The 24,077-nt window shown below is 66.7% G+C and carries 20 protein-coding genes; 5 read left to right on the forward strand and 15 right to left on the reverse strand.

The genetic code is table 11. The features are described from left to right. Positions 1 to 22: 22 nt before the first annotated feature. The 7 genes from FYJ68_RS06155 to FYJ68_RS06185 form a co-directional block, all read right to left on the reverse strand. A complete protein-coding gene (locus FYJ68_RS06155; RefSeq protein WP_229772076.1) occupies positions 23 to 664 on the reverse strand; it encodes a type II secretion system F family protein in 642 nt (213 codons plus the stop codon). Beyond that, positions 664 to 1,602 (reverse strand): type II secretion system F family protein, encoded by a 939-nt coding sequence (locus FYJ68_RS10485; protein ID WP_154435072.1) that lies wholly within the window; start codon positions 1,600 to 1,602, stop codon positions 664 to 666. Before FYJ68_RS10485 ends, FYJ68_RS06155 begins: the two co-directional genes overlap by 1 nt. Further along, complete coding sequence (locus FYJ68_RS06165; protein ID WP_154435074.1) at positions 1,581 to 2,930, reverse strand: CpaF family protein; 1,350 nt, start codon at positions 2,928 to 2,930, stop codon at positions 1,581 to 1,583. The genes FYJ68_RS10485 and FYJ68_RS06165 overlap by 22 nt, the downstream gene beginning before the upstream one ends. After that, positions 2,930 to 4,279 carry a P-loop NTPase gene (locus FYJ68_RS06170; protein ID WP_154435076.1) on the reverse strand — a complete coding sequence of 450 codons (1,350 nt, stop codon included), beginning with the start codon at positions 4,277 to 4,279 and terminating at the stop codon, positions 2,930 to 2,932. The genes FYJ68_RS06165 and FYJ68_RS06170 overlap by 1 nt, the downstream gene beginning before the upstream one ends. Continuing rightward, the gene (gene cpaB, locus FYJ68_RS06175; protein WP_195837739.1) at positions 4,276 to 5,031 is read right to left on the reverse strand and encodes a Flp pilus assembly protein CpaB; all 756 of its coding nucleotides are present in this window, start codon (positions 5,029 to 5,031) and stop codon (positions 4,276 to 4,278) included. The genes FYJ68_RS06170 and cpaB overlap by 4 nt, the downstream gene beginning before the upstream one ends. A gap of 184 nt (positions 5,032 to 5,215) precedes the next feature. Next, the gene (gene rsgA / locus FYJ68_RS06180) at positions 5,216 to 6,400 is read right to left on the reverse strand and encodes a ribosome small subunit-dependent GTPase A (protein ID WP_154435080.1); all 1,185 of its coding nucleotides are present in this window, start codon (positions 6,398 to 6,400) and stop codon (positions 5,216 to 5,218) included. A gap of 19 nt (positions 6,401 to 6,419) precedes the next feature. Beyond that, positions 6,420 to 9,095, reverse strand: coding sequence for a cation-translocating P-type ATPase (locus tag FYJ68_RS06185; RefSeq protein WP_154435082.1), 2,676 nt, complete (start codon positions 9,093 to 9,095; stop codon positions 6,420 to 6,422). Positions 9,096 to 9,453: 358 nt separating this feature from the next. Between FYJ68_RS06185 and FYJ68_RS06190 the strand changes: the two genes are divergently transcribed. Further along, on the forward strand, positions 9,454 to 10,458 hold the full coding sequence (locus FYJ68_RS06190) for a 2-hydroxyacid dehydrogenase (RefSeq protein ID WP_154435084.1): 1,005 nt from the start codon (positions 9,454 to 9,456) through the stop codon (positions 10,456 to 10,458). A 174-nt stretch (positions 10,459 to 10,632) separates the two neighbouring features. Beyond that, positions 10,633 to 12,084, forward strand: a complete 1,452-nt coding sequence (pyk, locus tag FYJ68_RS06195) for a pyruvate kinase (protein ID WP_154435086.1) — start codon at positions 10,633 to 10,635, stop codon at positions 12,082 to 12,084. 152 nt (positions 12,085 to 12,236) lie between these two features. Here the strand turns inward: pyk and FYJ68_RS06200 are convergent, their stop codons facing one another. Both FYJ68_RS06200 and FYJ68_RS06205 read right to left on the reverse strand, forming a co-directional pair. Beyond that, positions 12,237 to 13,574, reverse strand: a complete 1,338-nt coding sequence (locus tag FYJ68_RS06200; RefSeq protein WP_154435088.1) for an alpha-amylase family glycosyl hydrolase — start codon at positions 13,572 to 13,574, stop codon at positions 12,237 to 12,239. A 94-nt stretch (positions 13,575 to 13,668) separates the two neighbouring features. Next, entirely contained in the window at positions 13,669 to 14,184 is a 516-nt protein-coding gene (locus FYJ68_RS06205) for a ferritin (RefSeq protein WP_154435090.1), read from the reverse strand. Between the two features lie 199 nt (positions 14,185 to 14,383). Between FYJ68_RS06205 and FYJ68_RS06210 the strand changes: the two genes are divergently transcribed. Continuing rightward, positions 14,384 to 14,584 carry a hypothetical protein gene (locus FYJ68_RS06210; RefSeq protein ID WP_154435092.1) on the forward strand — a complete coding sequence of 67 codons (201 nt, stop codon included), beginning with the start codon at positions 14,384 to 14,386 and terminating at the stop codon, positions 14,582 to 14,584. Here the strand turns inward: FYJ68_RS06210 and FYJ68_RS06215 are convergent. From FYJ68_RS06215 to FYJ68_RS06240, 6 genes are all read right to left on the reverse strand, one after another. Continuing rightward, positions 14,581 to 15,339, reverse strand: a complete 759-nt coding sequence (locus FYJ68_RS06215) for a GntR family transcriptional regulator (protein WP_154435094.1) — start codon at positions 15,337 to 15,339, stop codon at positions 14,581 to 14,583. The two genes, FYJ68_RS06210 and FYJ68_RS06215, sit on opposite strands and share 4 nt — an antisense overlap. Next, entirely contained in the window at positions 15,332 to 16,048 is a 717-nt protein-coding gene (locus tag FYJ68_RS06220) for a zinc dependent phospholipase C family protein (protein ID WP_154435096.1), read from the reverse strand. The genes FYJ68_RS06215 and FYJ68_RS06220 overlap by 8 nt, the downstream gene beginning before the upstream one ends. A gap of 97 nt (positions 16,049 to 16,145) precedes the next feature. Beyond that, the gene (pheT, locus tag FYJ68_RS06225; RefSeq protein WP_154435098.1) at positions 16,146 to 18,617 is read right to left on the reverse strand and encodes a phenylalanine--tRNA ligase subunit beta; all 2,472 of its coding nucleotides are present in this window, start codon (positions 18,615 to 18,617) and stop codon (positions 16,146 to 16,148) included. 55 nt (positions 18,618 to 18,672) lie between these two features. Continuing rightward, positions 18,673 to 19,740, reverse strand: coding sequence for a phenylalanine--tRNA ligase subunit alpha (gene pheS, locus FYJ68_RS06230; protein WP_154435100.1), 1,068 nt, complete (start codon positions 19,738 to 19,740; stop codon positions 18,673 to 18,675). A gap of 388 nt (positions 19,741 to 20,128) precedes the next feature. Further along, positions 20,129 to 20,974: an HAD family hydrolase gene (locus tag FYJ68_RS06235; RefSeq protein ID WP_154435102.1), complete on the reverse strand. Its 846-nt coding sequence runs from the start codon at positions 20,972 to 20,974 to the stop codon at positions 20,129 to 20,131. 34 nt (positions 20,975 to 21,008) lie between these two features. Continuing rightward, on the reverse strand, positions 21,009 to 21,860 hold the full coding sequence (locus FYJ68_RS06240) for a DeoR/GlpR family DNA-binding transcription regulator (protein ID WP_154435104.1): 852 nt from the start codon (positions 21,858 to 21,860) through the stop codon (positions 21,009 to 21,011). A 318-nt stretch (positions 21,861 to 22,178) separates the two neighbouring features. On the opposite strand from FYJ68_RS06240, the gene FYJ68_RS06245 reads away from it, so the two are divergent. Together FYJ68_RS06245 and FYJ68_RS06250 are read left to right on the forward strand one after the other, a co-directional pair. Next, on the forward strand, positions 22,179 to 23,030 hold the full coding sequence (locus FYJ68_RS06245; protein ID WP_154435106.1) for a class II fructose-bisphosphate aldolase: 852 nt from the start codon (positions 22,179 to 22,181) through the stop codon (positions 23,028 to 23,030). An 80-nt stretch (positions 23,031 to 23,110) separates the two neighbouring features. After that, entirely contained in the window at positions 23,111 to 24,031 is a 921-nt protein-coding gene (locus tag FYJ68_RS06250; RefSeq protein ID WP_154435108.1) for a 1-phosphofructokinase family hexose kinase, read from the forward strand. Positions 24,032 to 24,077: the final 46 nt, after the last annotated feature.

Genomic DNA, 24,077 nt, shown 5'->3' on the forward strand with positions numbered 1-24,077 from the left:
TCCGCACCGATGTCGCCTCCGGCTAGACCGTCCCCAGCGACGAGCTGAGGAGCGGGCCCAGAATTGCGAGGAGCATCGCCGGGACGATGAGCGTCCCCAGAGGGACGAGCATCTTCACCGGAACGCGCTCGATCTCCTCCTCCAACTCGGACCTCTGCTCGTCACGGATCACCTGTGCCTGCGCCTCGAGCGCGTCCGCGAGCGGAGAGCCAAACTCGAGCGCCTGAGACACGATCGAGGCAAAGCTCCCCAGCGCCGAGACCCCCATCTGCCCCGCAAGCGCCTCCAGCGCCTCGCCCCTGCCGGAGATCCCCATGCGCCATGAGGTCATCGCCTCGCCAAAGGCAGCCGAAAGCTCGGTGTCGTAACGCGAGAGGTACAGCTCGAGCGAGGCGTCAAACGAGAGCCCCGCCATGAGGCCGAGTGTCAGGACGTCGATGAGCCCGGGCAGCTCGCGCAGGCACGCGGAACGCCTCCTGTCGAGCTCCGCACGCCGCCTCGACTCCCTGACGACGGGAATCGTCGCCGCCGACTCGGCAATCCCGGACATCCAGCCGGGGGTAGTCTCCCGTACGCGACGGGCGTGCCCCGAGGTGAGTCCCATCGTCCCCAGGAACACGGAACCCGCCGCCGCGGTCGCCAGGCACGCTTCCATGGCCCCCATCACAGGACACCCCTCATGAGCCGCCGGATTATGGCGAGCGCCGCGAGGTCCATGAGGGCGGCGATCGCTACCGAGGCGATTCCCACGGGTTGCGTGAGCCCCCTCTGAAAGTCAGGGGATATGAGCGAGAGCGTGAGGATCATCGCGATGGGCATCGCGCAGACGATGCGCACCGACAACCTCACCTGGGCGGTCTTCACCATCAGGAGGCGCTCGAACTCCCCCTGCCTCTCGACCAGTCGCGCGGAGTACTCAAAGAGTCCCCTGAGCGGGCTCCCCGTTCGCTGAGAGATCGCAAGCGAGGTGGCGAGAAGGGCGACCCCCGGGGCGTCGAGCTCCCTGGGGAGGGCCGCCATGACCTCCTCCACCGACTCGCCGCAGCTCAGCCTGAGCGACGCGCGCGAGAACGCCTCGCCCGCCGCCCCGCGCTCGTGGCTCCCGAGGTAGGACACCGCCTGCGAGAGGGTCTCCCCCGACCCCATCGCCATCGCGAGCGTCCTGAACACCCCTGGCATCGCCCGCGAGAGCTCGCGTCGCCTCTCCCGTTTCTTGGATGACCACCACGCCGGGACCGACGACCCCACCACGGCAACGGCGACGGGGAACCCCGCCAGGGATCGGGAGGCGAGTGAGAGGAGCACAGCCAGCGCAGCGGTTCCCGCAACCAGGGCGGCGCAGCCTCCCTCGTCGTCGGCAAGCTCTTCGGTCACCGCAAACCTCACTGCAATCGCGCGGGAGGCGCCCTCCCACGACTCGTTTCTCAGGAGGAGACGAACGAGGCGGCCCCTCCCCAGGGCCAGCAGGAGCGGTTTGAGGGCGCGCCTCGCCCTCCTGGCGATGCCCCCGGAGCCATGGGGCCTCGACAGGACTCCGCCAAGCAGGGTAAACGGAGTCACCCATGCGAGCAGTGCCACCGCTAGCACACAGAGCGCCTCCACTCCCCCACCTCCCCGCCTTCGAGTGTGCCCTCGTCCAACGCCCTCTGGACAAAGCCCGGCTCGCCTACCAGGTGCCAGGACCGCGAACCCTCGTCGAACGAGACGACCTCGCCCAGGCTGACCCCGCCGCCCTCCGCCCTGCCTACGGTGGAGAGCGAGGTGATGTAGCGCCTGCCGTCGGGGAACCTCTGGCTCATGACCAGCAGGTCGAGGGCGGTCGCTACCTGCTCCTCGATGATGTCGGTGGGGAGGTCCATCCCAAAGCGCGACATCAGCACCAGCCGCAGGACCGCCTCGTCGGGCGTCCCGGCGTGCAATGTCGTGAGTGAACCGTCGTGCCCCGTGTTCATGGCCTGGAGCATGTCAACCGCCTCCTCTCCCCTGACCTCGCCGACCACGATGCGGTCGGGCCGCATGCGGAGCGCGTTCTTCACGAGGTCCCTGATGGTGATCTCGCCCGAGCCCTCGATGGACGCCGTGCGCGCCTCGAGCCGCACGACGTCGGGATGGCTGTCAAACCTGAGCTCCGCCGAGTCCTCGATCGTCACGATCCTCTCCCCCAGGGGGACCTCGCACGAGAGCGCGTTGAGGAGCGTGGTCTTGCCCGACCCCGTGCCCCCAGCCACGGCGATGTCCTGGCGCAGCCTCACTGCCCAGCTGAGCAGCGTCGCGTACCAGGGCGGGAGCGACCCCAGCTCCACCAGGCGCGCCATCGACGTGATGCGGTTGGAGAACTTGCGTATGGTCACCATGGGCCCATCGATGGCGACGGGAGGGGCCACGGCGTTCACGCGGTCCCCGTTCTTGAGGCGCGCGTTCACGATGGGGCAGCTGCGGTCGAACCTTCGCCCCAGCGGCGCGAGGATGCGGTCCACGACCATGAGGATCTGCTCGTCGGAGTCGAAGACCGTCTCTGCGGGGTGGATGGTGCCGTCCCGTTCGAAGAACAGGGCGTCCTTCCCGTTTACCATGACCTCGGTGACGCTCTCGTCGTCGAGGAGGCGCTGCAGGGGTCCGAGCCCGCACACGTCGTCGAGCACCTGAGAAACCAGCCGCTCCCCCTCCTCGGGCGAGAGGGACGCAAATTGTCCGCCGTTGAGGATGGCTCGGCAGGCCACGGCAAGCTCGCCGCGAGACTTCTGCGGGTCACGCGAGGCGGCGATGGATGCCACCGCCTCGAGCCCCAGCCTCTCGACCAGCTCGTGCTTGAGGACCTCCCTGAGCTCCCGTGCCCTGTTGGGCGAGAGACCCCCGCCCTCCGCCGCCGCAACCCGCTCCGCTGGCGTCGCTGCACCCTCCTGATCCATGACAAGCTCGAGAACCGACATCACTCCGCCTCCCTTCTCCTGCCGAACAGGCCCCTTCGCCTCCCCGGCCTCGCCTCGAGCGCGCGCCGTGCGTCCTCGCAGTCGGGGAGGCTCCCCAGCTCCGAGAGGATCTGCGCAACGAGGTAGGAGACCGACTCCGCGAGGTCGCCCCTCTCGCCCATGAGATCCTCCACCTCGCCGGCGTCGAGGAGCTCCTCGCCCGCCTCGCCCCCGTCGGCGACCATGAACGCCCGTGCACCCTCAAGGCCCGCCTCCGCCCTTCCGAGCGCGGGCTCAAACCGGGCCCTTGGGTCCGCCATGTTCTGCACGCGCACCATGCGCGTCCTGGCGACTCCCAGCCTCACCGCGAGCGCACTCGCCCTGCCGAGCGAGGCGAGCGACCCGCGCGCGCCGTCGTGGACGAGGAGGACACGGTCTGCCACCTGCGCCGCTCGTGCCGTCGCCTCGCAGAACGTGGTCGACGTGTCCACCACCACGAGGTCGTGGCGCGAGGACAGGTAGTTGAGGAGCGTGGGGACGACCGGCGCGACGCGCTCCGCCATCTCGGGCCGGTCGCAGGGACCCCAGAGGGAGACGCCCTCGGCACACCTGATTCCGAGCCGCCCCATCTGCTCGGCGGTGGGCTCCCCGCCAAGTCGCGCGAGGTCGGACGGCGACCCGATGCCAAAGCGAGAGCAGAGGTCACCGCACGACAGGTCCAGGTCGACCAGGGCGACCTGCATTCCCCAGGACGCCGCCGCAACAGCACAGCATGCAGCGATGGTGGTCTTTCCCACCCCACCCCTCCCGGAGGAGAGGCATAGGATGGGCCCACCGCCGGGAAACACTGCCTCCTCGCTTGAGGAGAGAGGCGTCAGGCGCTCGCTCGTGACGTCGGGACGCGCTATGCCAGCGGAGGGGGATGCGACCTCGGCGGTCCGTGCCTCTCCCCCTCCCAACCCCGTCCGGGCGGAGGTGACGTCCGACTCGACGCGCCCCCGCGCCTGGCTGATGGGAGCCCCCTCCTCCCGGACGGGCTCGACGCGCCGCGGGATCTCGACCACGCGGGTGATGCCTGCCTGCCTTGCCCTTGATCGGAGCGACCCACTCGCCTCGCGCGTGACGAGCAGGACCTCGGATGCCCTGCCGTCGTGCGCGACGGCAGCGGCGACGTTAACGTCGGAGATGCCGTCCTCGGTAAGCCCGACCACGGCACCCACCGTGTTGGGCTCCTCGTCCTCGAACCTCCTCCTAAGATCCGCTGCGTCCGCCGCGAACACCAGAGTCGCGAGCGGCGACACGGAATCGAGCGCGCGTGCGAGGTCGCGCCGCGAGCCCCGGGAGCAGCATCCGATCCACAGCTCCGTCATCGTCCCTCGCCCCCCTGGTCGCCAGATCCCCCGGCGGACGCCTTTGAGTCCGCGGAGGCGACGTCCTCGCCCTGCTCCCGTTGCTCGGGGGCAGAGGTGGCCTGGTCCGCCTTGCCTGCCGCGATGTCCTCGGAGGGCAGCACGAGCCGTAGGTCTCCCCTGGTGCTGGCGGAGAGGACTCGCTCCACGTCCTCCGGCCTCACCGCGAGGGTCAGCTCGCGGGAGTCCATCCCCAGCGACCCCTCCTGCGTGGACGAGAGGACCCTGAGGCCACGGGCGATGACCTTGGCCCCGGAGTCGCCGAGCTGGTAGGCGGTGAGCGATGCCCCGGCGGGAACGCCGCTCGTGACGCCAACCCTCTCGGACGTGGGGATGCTCACGGCAACGTACCCGGAGGGAACCTGGACCATGGGAGAGGGGTCCTCGAAGCTGGTCTTGGTGAGCGGGGCGTTCTTTGCCACGGGAATGGCGACCTTGCTCCCCATGACCACGTCGAGGCTGGTGATCGCCCCCTCGGGGGCGAGGGACGAGACCCAGCCCCTCTCGCGGACGTTTGCCTTGCTGACCTCGTCCCCCGCCTTGAGGTTCTTGGTTGCCACGACGAGGCTCACGACGTCACCGCCAAAGCGCGCCGCAGCCTCCTCGCGAACAGAGTCCGCCTCGGCACGGACGTGCCCCGCGTACACGACGAACAACAGGGCGGCAAGGACGGCGCACGCCGTCGACAGCGCCAACCTGAAGCGCAGAGACATAAGTGACCTCCCCAGAAGCGTTCGAATTGCCCACATGGGCGATTCTCCCGTCTGGGGAGGCGGCATCGGGACACCTTCTGAAATAGCCCCGCAGCTAGGTTGTGCATACGTTGCCCGCAGCTGCGGGCGACCGAACGCGCCTGTTCGGATATGCCAACGCGTGGCCAGCGACCCGCAAGCGTCGCTAGAGGGTCACGTCGGGATCCAGCTCCGCAGCCGAGGCACGCATCTCGGAGGCAAGGGAGACGTACGTCTCGACGCGCTCCGGAGGGACCTCCCCCGAGTCGGCGAGGTCTCGCACGGCGCACCCGGGCTCGTGCGTGTGGGTGCAGTCGCGGAAGCGACACTCTCCGGCCGCCTGCGCCACGCGGGGGAACAGCTTTGCCAGGCCGCGCTCGTGCCCGATCAGCGGGAGGCTGCGCAGGCCCGGCTCGTCGACGATGACGCCGGCGTTGGGAAGCGAGACCATCCGACGTGCCACCGTGGTATGCCTGCCCGCATCGTCAGACGCCCTGACCGACCCCGTCTGGAGCACCTCGTGCCCCAGGAGCGCGTTGAGAAGCGTGGACTTGCCGGCACCGGACTCCCCGAGGACGATGGCGATGCTGCCGGGTGGCACGAGGGCGCGAACGCCCTCCGTCCCCCATCCGGCACCGGAGCCGAGCGCGACGCTGGGAAGGTCGCCGTCCTCCTCATCCGCGCCCGCGCAGCACGCGACCACGGGAACCTGGTCACCCAGCACCGCACGGACCGACGAGATGGAACGGGCTAGACCGTCGGCACCCGCCCTGTCGGCCTTGGTGAGCACGACGGCGACCGACGCCCCGCAGTCCAGGGCGATGACAGCGGACCGCGCGATGCGATTGACGTCCACGCCCGATGCGCCGAGCGCCTGCGCCACGAGGACGGTGTCCACGTTTGCGGCGAGGGTCTGCCTCTCTCCCCTGGACCCGCCGCGCCAGCGCGCGATGTCACTCTCGCGCGGCAGGATCTGCCGGATGATGGCCATGTCGTGCCCCTGGGGGACGAGGACGCACACCCAGTCGCCCACGGCGACACGCGAGAACTCGCCCTTGGTGAGAGACGCGGCAAACTCCGCTCGGACGAGGCCGTCCTCGGTCGCGACGGCGGGATACCCGCGGTCGAGCCTCACGACGCAGCCGATTGCGGGAGAGGCGCCCTCCCCCAGCTCGCGCACCGCGTCGCATGACGCCTCGTCGAACGCTCGAAACTGAGGGGGAGTGGCGTGCAGCTCCCCTAGGGTGGGAAGGTCCTGGAGCGAGGAGAGCGCAGGAAGGGAGCCGACGCCCTCCCCGCGCAGACGGGCGGGACGCGAGCCCCTGCCCTTCCTGTTTGCCCTCCTCGCCATGGGACCTCCCGCGAGCGCGCTAGGCGCGCCTCTTCTCGACCGCCCTCATGATTGCCTTGTAGGCCTCGACGATGGGGATGATGCAGGCCGCAAGCAGCATCGCGATCGCGTACTCCCCTACGTTGATCTCGGCAAAGCCGAAGGCGACGGAGAGCGGGGTCTCGATCACCACGAAGGTGAGGACGAGGGACCCGGCGAACGCGAGCCAGAGCCACACGTTCTGGGTGGGGAGCTTGAAGACGGACTGGCGACGGCTCCTCATGTTGAAGGAGTGGAACATCTCGACCATCGAGAGGGTGAGGAACGCCATGGTCATGCCGTCCCTGCCCAGGTTGGCGCCGGAGATCACGTCGGACAGGGGCACGTTCTCGATGGAGAGGCCCACAAAGTAGGAGATGAGCGTGAGGGCTGCGATGACGATGCCCTGGACCAGGCAGTCGAGCCACATGCCTCCGGCGAACACGCCGTCGTCGGCGTTACGCGGGCTGCGCTTCATCAGGCCGGGCTCGGCGACCTCCATGGCCATGGCGAGCGCGGGGAAGCAATCGGTGATGAGGTTGATCCACAGCAGGTGCGTGGGCTCGAGGATGGTGAAGCCGATCAGCGAGGCAACGAAGACCGAGATTACCTCGGCGAGGTTGGACGAGAGCAGGAACGCGATCGCCTTTCGGATGTTGTCGTAGATCCTGCGGCCCTCCTCCACGGCCTCGACGATCGTGGCGAAGTTGTCGTCCGCAAGGACCATGTCGGCGACGTTCTTTGTGACGTCGGTGCCGGTGATGCCCATGCCCACGCCGATGTCTGCGCGCTTGATGGAGGGCGCGTCGTTGACGCCATCACCGGTCATGGCGACGATCTTGCCCTTCTTCTTCCAGGTGTCGACGATGCGGACCTTGTGCTCCGGCTGCACGCGGGCGTACACGCCAAAGTCCTCGATCCTGTCCATGAACTCCTCGTCGGAGATCTTGTCCAGCTCCGCGCCGGTGATCGCCTGGGAGCGGTCCTTGATGATGCCGAGCTCGCGGGCGATGGCGACGGCGGTGTCGATGTGGTCGCCCGTGATCATGACGACCCTGATGCCGGCGTTGTGAGCCTCGCCGATGGCGCCCTTGACCTCGGGCCGGACGGGGTCGATCATGCCGGAGAGGCCGATGAGCGTCATGTCCTGCTCCAGGTAGGAGGCGTCATAGCTCTCGGGCTCGTGGTCCCATACGCGGCGGGCGGCGGCCATGACGCGCAGCGCGTCGTCTGCCATGGCCTTGTTCTTGCGGAGCATGAGCTCGCGGGTCTCGTCCGTAAGGGGCACCACGCCGTCGGACGTGAGGATGCTGGTGCAGCGCTTGATGATCTCGTCGGGAGCGCCCTTGGTGTGCTGGACGATCCTGCCGTTGACGTCCTGGTTGACGACGGACATCATCTTGCGGCCCGAGTCGAAGGGGGCCTCCCCCAGGCGCGGGTTGGCGGAGTCGAGGTCGGCGGAGGTGAAGCCGCGCTTGGCGGCATCCGCAACCAGGGCCGCCTCGGTGGGCTCGCCCACGGCCTTGCCCTCGGCGTCGTCCCACTTGGCGTCGGAGCACAGGGCCATGCAGGTAACCAGGGAGTCGATGTTCTGGGTCTCGTGGCGCACGACGGTCATCTTGTTCTGGGTGAGTGTGCCAGTCTTGTCCGAGCAGATAAGCTGGGTGCATCCAAGGGTCTCGACGGCGGTGAGCTTGCGGATGATGGCGTTGTGCTGGCTCATCTTGGTGACGCCGATGGAGAGCACGATAGTCACGACGGCGGCGAGGCCCTCGGGGATTGCCGCGACGGCGAGCGAGACGGCCACCATGAAGGTATTGAGCACGAGGTTGATGTTGGAGAAGAAGCCCATGCCGTGCTTGAGCCAGGTCACGACGAAGACGAGGGCGCAGATGATGATGCACGCGACGGAGAGGACCCTCGACAGCTCGTCGAGCTTCTTCTGCAGCGGGGTCTCCTCGTCCTTGGCCTGCGAGAGGGCGTCGGCGATCTTGCCCATCTCGGTGTCCATGCCGCAGGCGACCACGACGGCGCGGCCACGGCCGTACACGACCGTGGAACCCATGTAGCACATGTTCTTGCGGTCGCCGAGCGGGATGTCGTCCTGCCCCTCCGCCAGGGAGAGGGAGTCGGCGTGCTTCTCGACGGGCACGGACTCGCCGGTGAGCGCGGCCTCCTCGATCTTCATGGAGGCGCACTCGATGATGCGGCAGTCGGCCGGGACGGCGTCGCCCGCCTCGAGGATGACGACGTCGCCCGCAACGAGCTCGGAGGAGTGGACCGAGACGATCCTTCCGTCCCTCACCACCTTGGACTGGGCGGCAGACATCTCCTGGAGCGCAGCGAGCGCCTCCTCCGCCTTGCTCTCCTGCACCACGCCGAGGACGGCGTTGACGATGACGACGAAGCAGATGATGATGACGTCGGCGAAGTCCGCCTCGCCCTGCACCATGCCCGTGATGGCCGAGATGACCGCCGCCACAATCAGCATGATGATCATGGGATCGGCCATCTGCTGGAAGAACCTCACGATGACGGGGGTCTTCTCGGCCTCCTTGAGCTTGTTGGGCCCGTCCTTCTCGAGGCGGCGCGCCGCCTCTGCCTGGGACAGGCCGGAGTCTGCGTCGGTCGCGACCCCCTTGACAACGTCATCGACGGGAGACAGGTATTCCTTCAATTGTTCCTCCTGGGTCAGAGTCCTCTCGCGCCCGGCAGATTGATGCCCGCTAATAATTCCCCAGGAGGGGCAAGGGCTCACCAAGGCTGCCATGCCAGACGCCTTGCGTACGCGTATTTATACCACCCAAACGGACTCCACAGACCCCCATGCGCCAGATATCCGAGAGTCGGGCGAGGGGGGACGGTCCTCTCCCCCCCGCGTGCGCACACGGTTGACCGTTCATCGATATACATGTCCTCCTGACTTGTCCGCTATCGACAAAAGGCGTGGTAGGCGTATCTGCCCTGAGCTAAAATATCCACGTAATCGAATCAGGCAGGCAGTTGTAGGAACCGGAGCAGTCGAAGGGAATCTCATGAAAATCCTCGTGTACGGCACCAAGAGCTACGACAGGGACTCGTTTGAGAGGGAGCTTCCCAAGTACCCCGAGCTGAAGGTCGACTTCACCGAGACCAACCTGACCCCGCTGACCGCGACCCTGGCCCAGGGCTACGACGCCGTCTGCGCCTTTGTCAACGCCGACGTCTCGGCCATGACGCTCGAGGTGCTGCGCGGCCTAGGCGTGGGCCTCGTCCTCATGCGCTGCGCGGGCTTTGACGCCGTGAACGTGGAGTTTGCCAAGAGTCTGGGCATGAAGGTCACCCGCGTCCCGGCCTACTCCCCCGAGGCGATCGCCGAACACGCCATGGCGCTCGCGCTGGCCGCCAACCGCCGCATCTGCAAGGGCTACAACCGCGTGCGCGAGAACAACTTCTCGCTCACCGGCCTCGTTGGCGAGACCCTGCACGGCAAGACCGCGGGCATCATCGGCACGGGCCGCATTGGCGCCGCGCTCTGCCGCATCTGCAAGGGCTTTGGCATGACGGTCCTGGGCGCCGACCTGTACCCCAACCAGAGGCTGGTCGACGAGGAGCACGTGATCGACGAGTACGTTGACTACGACACCCTGTACGAGAGGGCGGACCTCATCAGCCTCCACGCCTTCCTCAACGAGGAGAGCCACCACATGATCAACGACGAGGCGATCGCCAAGATGAAGGACGGCGTCATCTTCGTCAACACCGGTCGCGGCGGCTTGGTGGACACCCAGGCGCTCATCCGCGGCATCCTCTCTGGCAAGATCGGCGCCGCTGGCCTCGACGTGTACGAGGAGGAGAACGAGAACGTGTACCAGGACCGCGCCGGCGAGGTGTTTGAGTCCATCCCCGCGCGCCTCTGCTCGTTCCCCAACGTTGTCATGACCTCCCACCAGGCGTTCTTCACGCGCGAGGCCCTTGGCCAGATTGCGACGGTCACGCTCGAGAACGCCAAGGCCTACGCCACGGGCGGGGAGTTTGTGGACCGCAGCGTGGTCTGCTAGGGGGAGACGCCCTGCCTGTCTTTCGTTTCGGCTTGCGTTCACATGACGTTTGAACAACAAAGCCAAAAGGGAGGCAGGCTATACTTCGAAAGGCATCTGCCATATGCGCATCATGGCGGACCGCCTCGCGAAAGTGAGACGTGCCGCCAATCCATACGATGAGGAAGGAACGAAATGGTAGCTAAGAGGACCAAGATCGTCTGCACCATGGGCCCTGCGACCGAGAGCGATGACGTACTGAGGGAGCTCATCAAGAGCGGCATGAACGTGGCGAGGTTCAACTTCAGCCACGGCAGCCACGACTACCACCGCAAGAACATCGAGCGCGTTCGCCGCATCTCCGAGGAGCTTGGCATCCCCGTCGCCATCATGCTCGACACCAAGGGTCCCGAGGTCCGCACCGGCCTACTCGAGGGCGGCCAGAAGGTCACCGTCAACACCGGCGACGAGATCGTGGTCACTGCCCAGCCCACCACCGAGGACTTTCACGGCAATGCCAAGCACATCTCCCTCGACTACCTCGACCTTCCCAAGGAGGTCACCAAGGGCTCCGTTATCCTCATCGACGACGGCCTGGTTGGCCTTGAGGTCACGGGCGTCGAGGGCCAGGACATGCATTGCACCGTCACCAACGGCGGCGAGATCGGCGAGAAGAAGGGCGTAAACGTCCCCAACGTCGAGATCGGCCTTCCCTCCGTCACCGAGCAGGACCGTGCCGACATCATGTTTGGCTGCGAGCTGGGCATCGACGCCATCTCCGCGTCGTTCATCCGCAACGCCAAGGCAGTCGACGAGATTCGCACCCTCTGCGCCGAGAACGGCATGCGCAACGTCTACATCTTCCCGAAGATCGAGAGCGCCATGGGCGTGAAGAACTTCGACGAGATCCTGGCGGTCTCCGACGGCATCATGGTCGCCCGTGGCGACCTGGGCGTCGAGGTCCCCGCGGCTGAGGTCCCCCACATCCAAAAGACCATCATCCGCAAGTGCAACAACGCCTACAAGCCGGTCATCACCGCGACGCAGATGCTCGACTCCATGATCCGCAACCCGCGTCCGACGCGCGCCGAGGTCAGCGACGTCGCCAACGCCATCTACGACGGCACCGACTGCGTCATGCTCTCCGGCGAGACGGCCGCGGGCAAGTACCCCGTCCAGGCGGTGCAGACCATGGCGTCCATCTGCCTCGAGACGGAGAAGTACCTCCTCGAGCGCACCGAGTACCACGACCGTGGCGGCATGCGCAACGTCAACAGCGCCATCGGTGCGGCTGCCGTCGAGGTCGCCGATCGCGTGGGCGCCAAGTGCATCATCTGCCCCACGCACTCCGGCCGCACCGCTCGCCTGATCTCTAACTTCCGCCCCAAGCTCCCGATCTACGCCATGTCCCCCTCCAACCACGCCATCCGCAAGACGTGCTTCCAGTGGGGCGTGAAGGCGTTCAAGACCACCGAGCAGGGCTCCCTCTCCGCAACCTGCTACAACGCGCTCACCGTTGCCAAGGAGAAGGGCATCGCGAACAAGGGCGACCTCGTCGTCGTCACCGCGGGCGACCCGCAGACCTCCCCGTCGCAGGGTGACTACATCACCTCGACCAACATGGCAATGGTCGCCCAGATTCAGTAGCACGACCGCCCGATAGACAGTACACGGGGTTCCCGCATCTCCGCGGGAGCCCCGTTTGTTATGTCCATCACTCCGCAAGGGCGACAAGGCGAGAGGGGGCTCCCACCGTTGGATGGAAGCCCCCCCTCCTCGTCGTGGCTGTGCCTGTCTCGCTACCTCTCGCAGAGCCAGTACCTGCATCCGAAGGCGGGAACCTCTGAGCCACCACCAAAGTCGTGGTCCTCACCCGTGATGAGATCGCGCGCCCTGCCGCACCCGGCGTCGAAGTGCAGCGTCTGGGGCGCGTCGGAGGCGTTTACCGCCACAATCACGCGCTGGTCCGCGGAGGAGCGCTGAAACACGAGTGCCGTGGGACCCACCTGGAGCTGCCGGTAGTCACCCAGCATGAGGGCCGTGGAGCCCCTCCTCGCGTGTGCGAGGGAGGCAATCCAGTCGCTGAGCGAGTTCCACTCCGGGGCGTCGAGGGCGGGGCGGATCTCGTGGTCCCCGTAGTTCTGCTCGCCCTCTATCCCCCACTCGCTGCCGTAGTACACGCAGGGGACGCCCGGCATGCCAAACAGGAGGCCGTAGAGCGGCTCCAGCTGCCTCTTGTCGTCCAGCTTGGTGGCGATGCGCGGGACGTCGTGGTTGTCCGCGAAGTCGAGCAGGTGGAGCCCCGTGTACAGGTCCCAGGGTGCGTCACCGCTCTGGCGGTCGAGGGAGTAGGCGACCTCGTGCATGTTGGCCGAGTTGAACGAGCTCCAGAGCCCCTTGTACACCTCGTAGTTTGTGACCGTGTCGCAGAGGTCGTCGCCCATCCACTGGCGGTAGTCGCCAAACATGGTCTCGCCCAGGAGGAGGAACTTCTGGCCCCGGCGCTCGGACAGCTCGTTAGCGATCTGGCGCAGGTACCCCAGGAAGCCGCGGTCGAGGCAGTACGCAACGTCCAGGCGCAGACCGTCGATGTCGTAGTCTCGCTCCCAGCCGCGGATGACGTCTGCGAGGTATGCGTTGAGGTCAAAGTTGGAGTGGTTGAGCTTCACGAGCTCGTCCACCCCCTGCCAGCACTCATAGGAGAGGTGGTCGTCCCAACGGTCGTTGCCACCCCAGTCGATGCAGAACCACCCCGCGTAAGGGCTCGCCTCACGCTTCTCTAGAACGTCTCGGAAGGCCCAGAAGTCCCTTCCCACGTGGTTGAAGACGCCGTCGAGAAGCACCCTCACGCCAGCCTTGTGGCAGGCGTCGACGAAGGCGCGAAGGTCCTCTCCTGTACCCAGCCTGCGGTCGACCTTGGTGTAGTCGACGGTGTCATACCCGTGACTCTGGCTCTCGAACACGGGGTTGAGTATGAGCGCGTTGGCATTGAGCCGGGCCATCTGATCCACCCAGCCATTTGCCGTGAGCTGGGCAAGCCTATGGACGGTCTCGGATGTTCCGTCGTTCTGGTACGGCGCCCCCGTGAGGCCAAGCGGATAGATTTGATAGAAGACGGATTCCTCGTACCAGCTCATGTTTCCCCCTTGGAACGGTTCGTCGGCATGGCGATCAGGTCGACCCTCATGAAGGGGGCCCGGACGAACCGGGCCCCGAGTAACTGCCTATGCCTTACATGGGCATCGTGGGCGCGACGAAGGTGCGAGCCTGGTACTCGCGGTCGAGGTCGTAGAGTCCCTTGGGATCGCTGCCAAACAGCTCCATGTTCTTGACCATGTCAGAAGCGTTGGTCTCCTCCTCGCCCTGCTCCTTCACGAACCAGTCGAGCAGCTGCATGGTCTTGAAGTCGTGCACGTCATAGGCTGCCGCATAGCACTCGTTGATGCAGCTAGTGATGTAGCGCTCGTGCTCCAGGCCAGCCTGAAGGGGCTCGAGGTCGCTCGAGAAGGTCTTGTCGGGCTCGGCGATGGCGAGCATCTTCACGTTGACATCGTTGTCGAGCAGGTAGCGACGCAGGATCTTGGCGTGGGCGACCTCCTCCTGAACCTGGATCATGTACCAGTTGGCAAAGCCCTTGAGCCCGCGCTCGTCGTAGTAGTCGGCGAACGTGAGGTACAGGTACGCCGAGTAGAGCTCCTTGTTGATCTGGGTGTTGAGTAGGTCCGCAACCTTGCCGTCAAGTGCCATGGGACGTCCTTTCTCCGTGGTTTGGTACCTCTCTATTCGTACCCCCTTTCGCCCCGTGGGTGGCACGCCACACAAGACGAAACGAGACCGCCACGCCACCATCACGGGCGACGGAACGTGTTGGGGCGGAGGTGCCACGCCCCTCTCCCCCGTCCGACGTGTGGGAGCGCCATAATGGGGCGGATTGGGGGGTGGTGCCATGGATGCACCAAAGATCGGCGAGTCGACGAGGGAGGAGCGCTCCGCCTACGTGAGCGCGCGGTTCCCCTGCCTGTCAGACTGCGACCTGTGCGGCAACTGCGCGACGTTCCACGGGAGGGAGCCGCTTCTGGCCTTTGCCGACTACGTTGCCGGCAGGGAGGAGTTTGGGGACGTGCTTGCCCGGTACCGCAGGCGCTAGGCGCGCTGGGTCTCGCTGGAGATGACGCAGCGGTTTGCGGGGAGCCACACGCTCCCCCACTCAAACGGCGTGCCGTCGTCCAGGCGCACGAGCTGGTCCAGCTCGAGGACGGGGGCGTGCTCGTCGCACTCCAGGTAGCCACCGCGCACCTTGCCGGCGGTACGAGCGGTGTAGACCATCTCGGAGCGGCCGATCTGATGTCCGCTCGTGCGCTCGACGGCAGCGAACAGCTTCTCGGTGCCAAAGTCGCTCTGCTCCAGCCCGGGGCACGCGGCGAGGTTGAGGTGGCTCTCTATGAACATGACCGCGCGGCGGCTGACGTAACGGACCCTGCTGAGGTAGAGGAAGTCGTCCCCCACGCCAATCTGCAGGTTCTCGGCGCAAAGCGGACCGGCTGGCCTGACCTGACACTCGATGACCCGGGTCTGGTACTTGATGCCCTGGCTGCTCATGGACTCGCCAAACGAGAGGAGCCGGTTGGAGGAGGGCCGCGCCATGACGGGTTGCACCACGAAGGTGCCACGGCCGCGCTGCTGCACGAGGAGCCCCTCGTCCACCAGCTGCCTGATGCCCTTCTGGACCGTGCCGCGCGAGAGGTGGAGCATGTTCATGAGCTCGTGCTCCGACGGGATGGGCTCGTCGACGCCCCAGTCCTTGGAGTAGATCTTCTCCCTCACGTAGTCCGAGACCTGCACGTACAGCAGGTCCCCCTCGGCTGACTTGTCGATTGGCGTGGAGGCCTTGGTCCTATGCATGCGCCCTCTCCCTTCGGAGCTCGGGTGCCACGGCCCCCTGGCGGGCGTAGGCCAGGAGTCCCTCCCCTATCACGTTCTGCACCTCGTCGAAGACGGTGCTAAAGAAGTCGGACGAGAGGAGCCTGTACACGGGGTCGCCGTCGAAGTGGTTGACCCAGTTGTTCCTCACGATCTGGTTGGCGACCTCCACGGCCGCTCGGGCGTCGCGCACGTCTATCGCATACTGGGGGAACTCCGCCGCCTGCCGAACCAGGTTTGGCGTGGGCTCACAGGTCATGCCTATACGAAGCGTCCTGCCAAACAGGTCGAAGTCACCCTGCTTGCGAATGCGGGTGTCCTCCCCCGGCTTGAGGCCGCGACGAAGGAGAAGCGCGTTGACGGCGTGGTTGTAGCGGTTGTCCGCCACCAGGTGGCACCACGCGCCCAGCGTGGCGTCCGAGACCCTGCCATTCGCGTCCGCGGAGGGAAGGGCGTAGCGCTCCCAGAACTCCCAGTAGTGCGGCTCGGGCATGAAGCCGGGATCCGCAAAATGCGTGACCCGGTACTCGATCCTGCGGTCGGGGTTCTTGACCATGTAACCCACGTTGATGTCGGGGACGAAATTCCCAAAGAGGAAGGCGTTCTGGTCGCCAATGCCAAGGGCAGACGGGTCCCCCACGGAGCGGAGGGTCGCCTCGACATGTGCGATGTGGATGTTCCAGCTTGGCATACGGCCTATCCTACCATGCGTTTCAGTTGCGGGGAGAGAAGACGGCCCCTCCCCCGCGAGGCTTTTCAGACCGGGGGAAGGGGCCCTGGGATCCCGCCTAGCCGCGCACCTCTCCGCCAGTGGACTTGATCACCTTGGTCACCAGCTTGTTGTGCGCCCTCTCGACCTCCTCGGACGAGAGCGTGTGGTCCGCGGCGCGGTACTCGAGCGAGAACGCCATGGACTTCTTGCCCGCCCCCACGCGCTTCTCGTCGCGGTAGACGTCAAAGAGCTCGACGCTCGCCAGCAGCTTGCCGCCCGCACTCCTAATGCGCTGGGACACCTGCTCGTAGGACATGGACTCGTCCACGACCAGGGCGAGGTCGATCTTGACGCCGGGGAGCGTGGGCACCTCCTGGTAGGGCAGCTCGTCCTGGGCAAGCCTGAGGAGAGGTGCCTCGCTGAGCTCGAAGGCGACGACCGGGTCGTCGATGCCAAAGTTGCCGAGCGCCCGCGGGTGGATGTTGCCCACCCACCCCAGCAGCTCGCCCTGCGCGAGGACCTCTGCGGCACGACCGGGCTGGAGCCAGGGGTACTCGTCCGGATCGGCGACGCGGAAGCGCACCTTGGTGATCCTGAGCGCCTCCAGCAACGTCTCGACCACGCCCTTGGCATCGTAGAAGTCGAGGTTGGCGTACTTCTTGTTCCACGCGTCATCGGCCCAGCGCCCGCTCATGACGCCGGCGACGTAGGTAGGCTCGTCGGGCTGGCTCTTGCCCTCGTGGCCAAAGAAGACGCGTCCCAGCTCGTACAGATGCACGTTCTGGACGCCGTGGTCCTTGTTGTAGGCGACGGAGCGGAGAAGCCCGGGGATCATGTCGCGGCGCATCTCGCCCTGGTCGGCGACGAGGGGATGCAGGATCTTCACCGGAATGCCCTTGCCGCGCTCGGGCATGCCCAGGCGCTCTAGGTCGCGCGGGTCGGCGAAGTTGTACGTGCTGGTCTCGCTGAGGCCGGCGGAGCGCAGCGTGGCACAGATCTTGCGAGTGCGGCGCTGCTCCACGGAGAGGCCCCCAGCGTGGTTGCGCGCTGCGGGGAGCGTCGGCTCCACGTCACCCTCGCCCCAAAGGCGCAGGACCTCCTCCACAAGGTCAATCTCGCGCGTGAGGTCGTGACGGTTGGTGGGCGCGACCACGGTCATGGGGTCGTGCTCGCCCTCCCCCTCACTCACCTGGCAGCCAAGACGGCGCAGCCTCTGCGCCATGAACGACGTCTGGATGGGAGCCCCGCAGAGAGCGCGCACCCGGTCGGGCCTTAGCTTGATGGTCGCGGGCAGCGCAGGAACGGGGTACTCGTCGACCATGCCCTCGCAGACCTGGGCGCCGCAGCACGCCTCGAAGAGGGCGGCGGCTATGTTGGAGACATCGGCGCAGCGGGCGGTGTCGACCTGGCGCTCGTAGCGGATGGAGGCCTCGCTCATGAGGTCGAGGTTGCGGCTCGTACGGGAGATGTGGCCCTTCTCGAAGCTAGCGCTCTCGAGCAGGACGTCGACGGTCCCCTCGTCGATCTCGGAGTTCTGGCCGCCCATCACGCCTGCAAGGGCGACCGGGGTCCTCCCGTCGTCGGTGATGACCGCCATGTCGGGCGTGAGGTCCCTCTCCTGGCCGTCGAGGGTCACGATCGACTCGCCCTCGCGCGCCGCGCGGACGACGATGTGGCGCTTGCCGTCGCGCTCGGAGAGCTTGCCCAGGTCAAAGGCGTGGAGCGGCTGCCCCGTGAGGTACATGACGTAGTTGGTGACGTCGACCACGTTGTTGATGGGCCTGGAGCCCGCCGCCATCACGCGCCTTGCCAGCCACTCGGGGCTGGGGCCGATCTTCACGTTGCGTACCACGCGGGCGGTGTAACGCGGGCAGAGCGAGGGGTCGTCAATCGTGACGTCGACGAGGTCCGCCGTGCGCCCTGCGTCCGCCGACTCCTCCGCAATGGAGGGGAGCTCGGCGTGAACGTCCTCGTCGAGCATGGCGGAGACCTCGGTGGCCATGCCGAGCATGCTCAGGCAGTCGGGTCGGTTGGGCGTGATCTCGCAGTCGATGACGGTGTCGGTGAGGCCCCTCCACTCCAGGAAGTCGACGCCCACGGGCGCGTCCTTGGGGAGGATCATGATGCCGCTGTGGTCGTCGTCCAGGCCGAGCTCGCGGCTGGAGCAGTTCATGCCAAGGGACTCGATGCCGCGTAGCTTGCCCTTCTTGATCTTCACCCCGCCGGGAAGGGTGGCGCCGACGAGCGCCGTCACGGTCTTGTCGCCCTGCTCAAAGTTCTGGGCGCCGCAGACCACCTGCAGCGGGACGGGGTTGCCGTCCTCGTCGACGTTGTGGGACCCCACGTCCATCTTGCACACGTACATGTGGTCGGAGTTAGGGTGCGGGACCTTCTCCAGCACCTGGGAGGTGACGACGCCCGTGATCTCGGCCCCGACCCTCTCCACGGACTCGACCTCCGTACCGGTGCGTACGAACTCCCTCACCAGGTCCTGGGGATCCTGGGGGAGGTCAACCATGCTCTTGAGCCACTCGTAGGAGACGCGCATGATACTTGCCTTTCTGTGCGGGGCGTGCCCGCAGACGGTTGCTTGCGGACGCGGGCTAGAACTGCCTCAGGAATCGCATGTCACCGGTCATGAGCATGCGGAGGTCAGGCAGGTCGTAGCGAAGGGCTGCGACGCGCTCCACGCCGATGCCAAACGCAAAGCCGGAGTACTTCTCGGGGTCGATGCCCACGTACCCAAACACGTTGGGGTCGACCATGCCGCAGCCCAGGATCTCGAGCCAGCCGGTCCCCTTGCAGAAGCGGCAGCCCTCTCCGTGGCACACGCCGCACGAGACGTCCACCTCGCAGCTGGGCTCGGTGAACGGGAAGAAGTGCGGGCGGTAGCGGGTGGCGCGGTCCTTGCCAAAGATCTCGCGCGTGAAGTAGTCGAGCGTGCCCTTGAGGTCGCCAAAGGTGATGCCCTCGTCCACCACGAGGCCCTCGACCTGCGTGAACTGGGGCAGGTGGTTGGCATCGGGCGTGTCAGGACGGAAGACGGTACCCGGGCAGATCATGTAGATGGGGGGCTTCTTCTCCTCCATCACGTGGACCTGGACGCCCGAGGTCTGGGTGCGAAGCAGCACGTCGGACTCGCCGAGGACGTGCGCCTCCTTCCCCTCCGGGGCGTTGTCCTCGACGTAGAAGGTGTCCTTCGCCGAGCGGCTGGGGTGGTCCTCAGGAGCGTTGAGCGCGGTGAAGTTGTAGTAGGTGGTCTCGACGAACGGGCCGTCCTCGACCGTGTAGCCCAGCCCGCAGAAGATGTCCTCGATCTCCTCGCGTATCTGGTTCACGAGGTGCTGGGTGCCCGGGGAGAGCCTCCTACCCGGCAGCGTGACGTCCGCCTCCTCTGCGGAAAACCTGCGCTCCATGGCCTCACGGGCAAGCTGCACCTTGCGCTGCTCGATCGCTGCCTGGACGTTTGCGCGCACCGTGTTGGCGAGCTTTCCCATGGTGGGTCGCTCCTCGGGAGGGACCTTGCCCATCATGTGCATGATGGTGGTGATGGACCCCTTCTTGCCCAGCGCCTGTACGCGAACCCGCTCCAGGTCCTCGAGCGACTTGGCGCCCTTGAGCATCTGGTCAACCTGCTCCTGAATGGCATTCAGGTCGTCTGACATCGCCATGCTGCGAAACCCCTTCCAAAAAGAAAACCGCCCCTGAGCCCAATGCCCAAGGACGGAGACTTCCGCGGTACCACCTTGATTGGCGCGCACGTTTTCTCTCGCGCGTGCCCACTCTTGCGTCGCGTGTCGTGCGACGGACGGCTTGCCTACTCGCGCTCGCGCGCTTTGAGCTCGCAGCTGGTGGAGTGAACTCCGACCGCCGGCCTGCGTGGGAGCCTCTCAGCCTACGAGCTCCCTCTCTTCTCCACTGACCACGCGACGAACGGACCTCTCCGTCATTGCCTAGTGGCACAGGATAGCACAGGACCCCTTCTTGGCGAGGAGAAGCCGGGGTACCACTCGGACACCATATCGTCGGGCGGACGGGCCCAGGGCCCCGCGCCCTGACTCATTCGTGGAACGGCCACTCCCCCGCCGCGAGCCCCTCGATGGCCTGGGCGACGGCGTCGTCCTCGCAGGCTCCGATGTGCCAGCGCGCCGCCCGCGCCGCCTCCTCCGTGGCGTTTGCGACCGCGACCGAGTTGGGGACCCGCGCGAACATGCTCAGGTCGTTGCCGGCGTCTCCAAACACCACGACCTCGTCGAGCGAGATGCCCAGCGCGTCCGCCAGGCAGTCGATCCCGCTCGCCTTGTTCCAGCCCGCACGCATAACGTTGGTGAAGCCCGGCTCGGGAAAGTCGAAGTCGAGCCCCTCCACCGCCTGGTTGAGGCCCTCCACGAACGCCCTCGTCTCGTCGTCGCCGGGGCGCCTGCCGTCCCGGGCGAGAAACGCGTTCGCCTTGGTCGCGGGGAAGTCGGGGAGGCCGAGCGGCCCTCCGTCGGGGGCCGTCCTGCAGGCCCTCGCATACGCCGGGAACACGACGGCGAGGTCCTCGAGCCTGCCCGCAACGAGCGTGGGGACATCCCCGTCGAAGGCGATAAGGCCGGAGCCCGGGATGTCCCTCAGGTGCCTGACGACGGGCGCCAGGATGTCACCGTCAAAGCGTGCCTCGCGCAGCCTCTGGCCATCCAGGAACACCTGGTTGCCGTTGGTCGCCACGCAGGTCTTGCAGCACTCCTCGTCTCCCCCAAAGAACGGCGGGATCCAGCCGTAGCCCCTCCCGCTCGCCGGCCCCACATGGATTCCCGCGTCGAGCGCGGCGTGGAAGGCGGCGACCGTCCCGGGCGAGACCCGCTCGGCCCCGTGGGGAAGGATGGTCCTGTCTATGTCCGTGAGAATGAGCTTGATTCCCATCGTCGCCTCCTGGCATCCGCCGCCTTGCTCCAGCCTAGCGCACCCGCGCCCGCGACGGGGCGACGCCGGTCGCCTCGCCGTTAGGAGACGAGGCGGGAGCAAGGAGGAGCCTGCAGTCCGACTCGTCCGCCTCCCGCCCCAGGACCCCCTCCGGGTCCGCCTCGCACACCACGGCGTCGGCGTCGCGCAGCGACCCAAAGCGCATCAGGCCCCTGCCGCCCACCTTGGAGGAGTCGAGCAGCACCACGGTCCTGTCCGCGCACGACAGGAACGCGCGCTTGAGCTCGGCCATCGCCTGGTAGTTGGTCATGAGTCCCCTGCCGGGAACGAGCGCGGTGGGACTGACGAACGCGACGTCGGGGTGGAGGGCGCCCAGCGCGGCGAGGGCGAGGGGCCCGCAGGTGTAGCGGTGACCCTTACGCAGGCTCCCGCCGAGCATCACCACGTCCAGCGCGGGCATCGAGCGGTCCACGAAGTCGGCGATCGTGAAGTCATCGGTAACCACGGTTACGCCTGCTCGAGAGCCCAGCGCGCGCACCAGCTCGAGCGCAGTGGTGCCAGAGTCCACCAGGATGGAGTCGCCGTCCCCCACCAGCTCGGCGGCTCGCGCCCCTATCGCCCGCTTGGCGTCCGCGTGGACGTTGACCCTGCTGTCCTGGATCGAGACCGTGAGCGTGCGCGAGAGGGACACGGCACCGCCGTGGGTGCGGCGGAGCTTGCCGTCGCGCTCGAGCGCGTCGAGGTCGGCACGCGCGGTCACCCTCGACACGCCAAAGGCGTCGGCGACCTCCGCCACCTGCAGCGAGGAGCGCTGGTCGAGCATCTGCAGGATGGCCGCCCTCCGCTCCTCTGCGTATAGGCCCCTCTCCCCCGCAGGACTCTCCATGCGCGTCTCACTCCCTGCCGTCGCGGACGGCCGCGTGCCCCGTCCTATCGTCTCCTCTCGCCCCATTGTGCAGCATTTGTGTTTCCTTTGCTTGCCTGTGGAGAAACGCTTTTCCTTTTCGTTGGTTGCGTTTTGCAGGCATACGACATTGTAGGGGGCATATCAAAAGGGTTTCCTGACCCATGGGCTGCGTTTGCTTTCTCACGGCATAGCCTGGCGGTACCCGCCGCCGGGAACCCGCGCACGTCGAACCCCCTAGAATGCAGGGCGAAGGCAAGGGGTCCGGAGAAGCCGGACGTCGTCCGAAGGGAGTCACAGATGCTGGTCACCACCAAGGACATGCTGCTCAAGGCCCAGGAGGGCCACTACGCCGTGGGCGCGTTCAACGTCGAGAACCTGGAGTTTGTGATGGCGGTCGTGAGGGCCGCGGAGGACAGGCACTCTCCCGTCATCATGCAGACCACCCCGGGCACCATCAAGTACGCCAACCTGGACTACTTCGCCGCCATGGTCAGGGTCGCCGCCGAGCAGGCGAGCGTGCCCGTGGCACTGCACCTGGACCACGGCGACGGCTTTGACCGCTGCATGCAGGCCCTGCGTGCCGGCTACACGTCGGTCATGATCGACGGCTCCCACGTCCCCTTCGAGGACAACATGGCCCTCACCGAGAGCGTGACCAAGGTCGCCAACGCCATGGGCGTGCCCGTCGAGGCGGAGCTCGGCAAGGTGGGTGGCAAGGAGGACGACGGCCCGGCGGTCAAGGGCGAGAACCCCTTCACCGATCCCGACGAGGCCCAGGAGTTCGTGGCGCGCACCCAGTGCAGCTCGCTCGCCGTTGGCGTGGGCACCGCGCACGGCGTGTACAAGGGCACCCCGCACATCGAGCAGGAGATTCTGAAGGAGATCCGCCGCAAGGTCGACGTGCCCCTGGTTCTCCACGGGACGTCCGGCGTGCCCGACGACCAGGTCGCCGAGGCCATCCGCAACGGTATCTGCAAAGTGAACTACGCCACCGAACTTCGCCAGGCCTTTACCCGCGGCTTCATGGGCTACATGGGCGAGAACCCCACCAACTTTGACCCCAAGAAGCCGTCCAAGCCCGGCATGGAGGAGATCTACAAGGTCGTCACCAGCCACATGGACAACCTCGGCTCCACCAACAAGGCTTAAACTGACCCCTGTCGCGAGGGCCCACGCCGTCACAGGCGCGGGCCCTCTCTTCGTGCAACCGCAGAAAGGGGACCAAAGAGATGATCTACACCCTCACGCCCAACCCCGCCATCGACATGAACGTCACGGCGGACTCCGTCGCGCCCAACCGCGTCTCGCGCACCCGCGACGCCGTCTACACCCCCAACGGCAAGGGGCTCAACGTGAGCTTCACGCTGCGGCACTTTGGCGTTGACGCCCCAATCCTGGGCTTCTTCGGCGGTTTCTCGGGCAGGTTCATCGTGGACGGCGCAAGGGAGATGGGCTGCGAGGTTCATCCCGTCGAGGTCGACGGGATCACGCGCATCAACACCTTCGTCTCGTGCGGTGACGACGAGTACAAGTTCCCCAATGCGGGCTGCCCGGTCTCCCGCGAGCACCAGGAGGAGATGCTGCGCCTGGTCGACACGCTCCCCGACCTCGAGTGCCTGGTCGTCTCCGGTTCCCTCTCCCCGCAGATCGAGCCCACCTACTACGACGAGCTCCTGGAGCACGTGCACGCACGCGGCGGCGAGGTCGTGCTGGACATGAGCCACCGGCACCTCGCCCAGCTGGTCGAGGGCGCCCCTCTCCTCATCAAGCCCAACGACGAGGAGGTTGCCGCCATCTTCGGTGTCGACATCCACGACGAGGCCGACATCGTGCGCGCGCTGCACCTCATCCACGAGCGCGGCTGCAAGAACATCCTCCTCACCCTTGGCGCGGCGGGTGCGTACTTCTACGACGGGGGGCACGTGTGGCGCGCCAACGCCGCGAAGGTCAGGATGTACTCCACCGCCTGCGCCGGCGACGCCACCCTGGCCAGCTTCCTCTCGCTGTGGTTCTTCGACCGCGACGATGTCCCCGCCGCGCTCACGAGGGCGATGGCAACGGGCGCAAACGTCGCGATGAGCGCCGGGTTGGGCGACTTCGCACAGGTCGCGGAGCTCGAGAGACAGATCGAGGTCGAGGTCGTGGAGTAGTCTTCGGCGCCGACGATTCCGTGCGGTACGAGCGAGGGGGTCCCGA

This window comes from Olsenella porci (assembly GCF_009695875.1).
Taxonomy (GTDB): Bacteria; Actinomycetota; Coriobacteriia; order Coriobacteriales; family Atopobiaceae; genus Olsenella_H; species Olsenella_H porci.

What these genes read in the sequence shown, in the direction of transcription:
- FYJ68_RS06155 (WP_229772076.1), bottom strand. Translation starts at nt 664, where the DNA reads ATGGGGGCCATGGAAGCGTGCCTGGCGACCGCGGCGGCGGGTTCCGTG.
- FYJ68_RS06165 (WP_154435074.1), bottom strand. Translation starts at nt 2,930, where the DNA reads ATGTCGGTTCTCGAGCTTGTCATGGATCAGGAGGGTGCAGCGACGCCA.
- FYJ68_RS06170 (WP_154435076.1), bottom strand. Translation starts at nt 4,279, where the DNA reads ATGACGGAGCTGTGGATCGGATGCTGCTCCCGGGGCTCGCGGCGCGAC.
- cpaB (WP_195837739.1), bottom strand. Translation starts at nt 5,031, where the DNA reads ATGTCTCTGCGCTTCAGGTTGGCGCTGTCGACGGCGTGCGCCGTCCTT.
- rsgA (WP_154435080.1), bottom strand. Translation starts at nt 6,400, where the DNA reads ATGGCGAGGAGGGCAAACAGGAAGGGCAGGGGCTCGCGTCCCGCCCGT.
- FYJ68_RS06190 (WP_154435084.1), top strand. Translation starts at nt 9,454, where the DNA reads ATGAAAATCCTCGTGTACGGCACCAAGAGCTACGACAGGGACTCGTTT.
- pyk (WP_154435086.1), top strand. Translation starts at nt 10,633, where the DNA reads ATGGTAGCTAAGAGGACCAAGATCGTCTGCACCATGGGCCCTGCGACC.
- FYJ68_RS06200 (WP_154435088.1), bottom strand. Translation starts at nt 13,574, where the DNA reads ATGAGCTGGTACGAGGAATCCGTCTTCTATCAAATCTATCCGCTTGGC.
- FYJ68_RS06205 (WP_154435090.1), bottom strand. Translation starts at nt 14,184, where the DNA reads ATGGCACTTGACGGCAAGGTTGCGGACCTACTCAACACCCAGATCAAC.
- FYJ68_RS06210 (WP_154435092.1), top strand. Translation starts at nt 14,384, where the DNA reads ATGGATGCACCAAAGATCGGCGAGTCGACGAGGGAGGAGCGCTCCGCC.
- FYJ68_RS06215 (WP_154435094.1), bottom strand. Translation starts at nt 15,339, where the DNA reads ATGCATAGGACCAAGGCCTCCACGCCAATCGACAAGTCAGCCGAGGGG.
- FYJ68_RS06220 (WP_154435096.1), bottom strand. Translation starts at nt 16,048, where the DNA reads ATGCCAAGCTGGAACATCCACATCGCACATGTCGAGGCGACCCTCCGC.
- pheT (WP_154435098.1), bottom strand. Translation starts at nt 18,617, where the DNA reads ATGCGCGTCTCCTACGAGTGGCTCAAGAGCATGGTTGACCTCCCCCAG.
- pheS (WP_154435100.1), bottom strand. Translation starts at nt 19,740, where the DNA reads ATGGCGATGTCAGACGACCTGAATGCCATTCAGGAGCAGGTTGACCAG.
- FYJ68_RS06235 (WP_154435102.1), bottom strand. Translation starts at nt 20,974, where the DNA reads ATGGGAATCAAGCTCATTCTCACGGACATAGACAGGACCATCCTTCCC.
- FYJ68_RS06240 (WP_154435104.1), bottom strand. Translation starts at nt 21,860, where the DNA reads ATGGAGAGTCCTGCGGGGGAGAGGGGCCTATACGCAGAGGAGCGGAGG.
- FYJ68_RS06245 (WP_154435106.1), top strand. Translation starts at nt 22,179, where the DNA reads ATGCTGGTCACCACCAAGGACATGCTGCTCAAGGCCCAGGAGGGCCAC.
- FYJ68_RS06250 (WP_154435108.1), top strand. Translation starts at nt 23,111, where the DNA reads ATGATCTACACCCTCACGCCCAACCCCGCCATCGACATGAACGTCACG.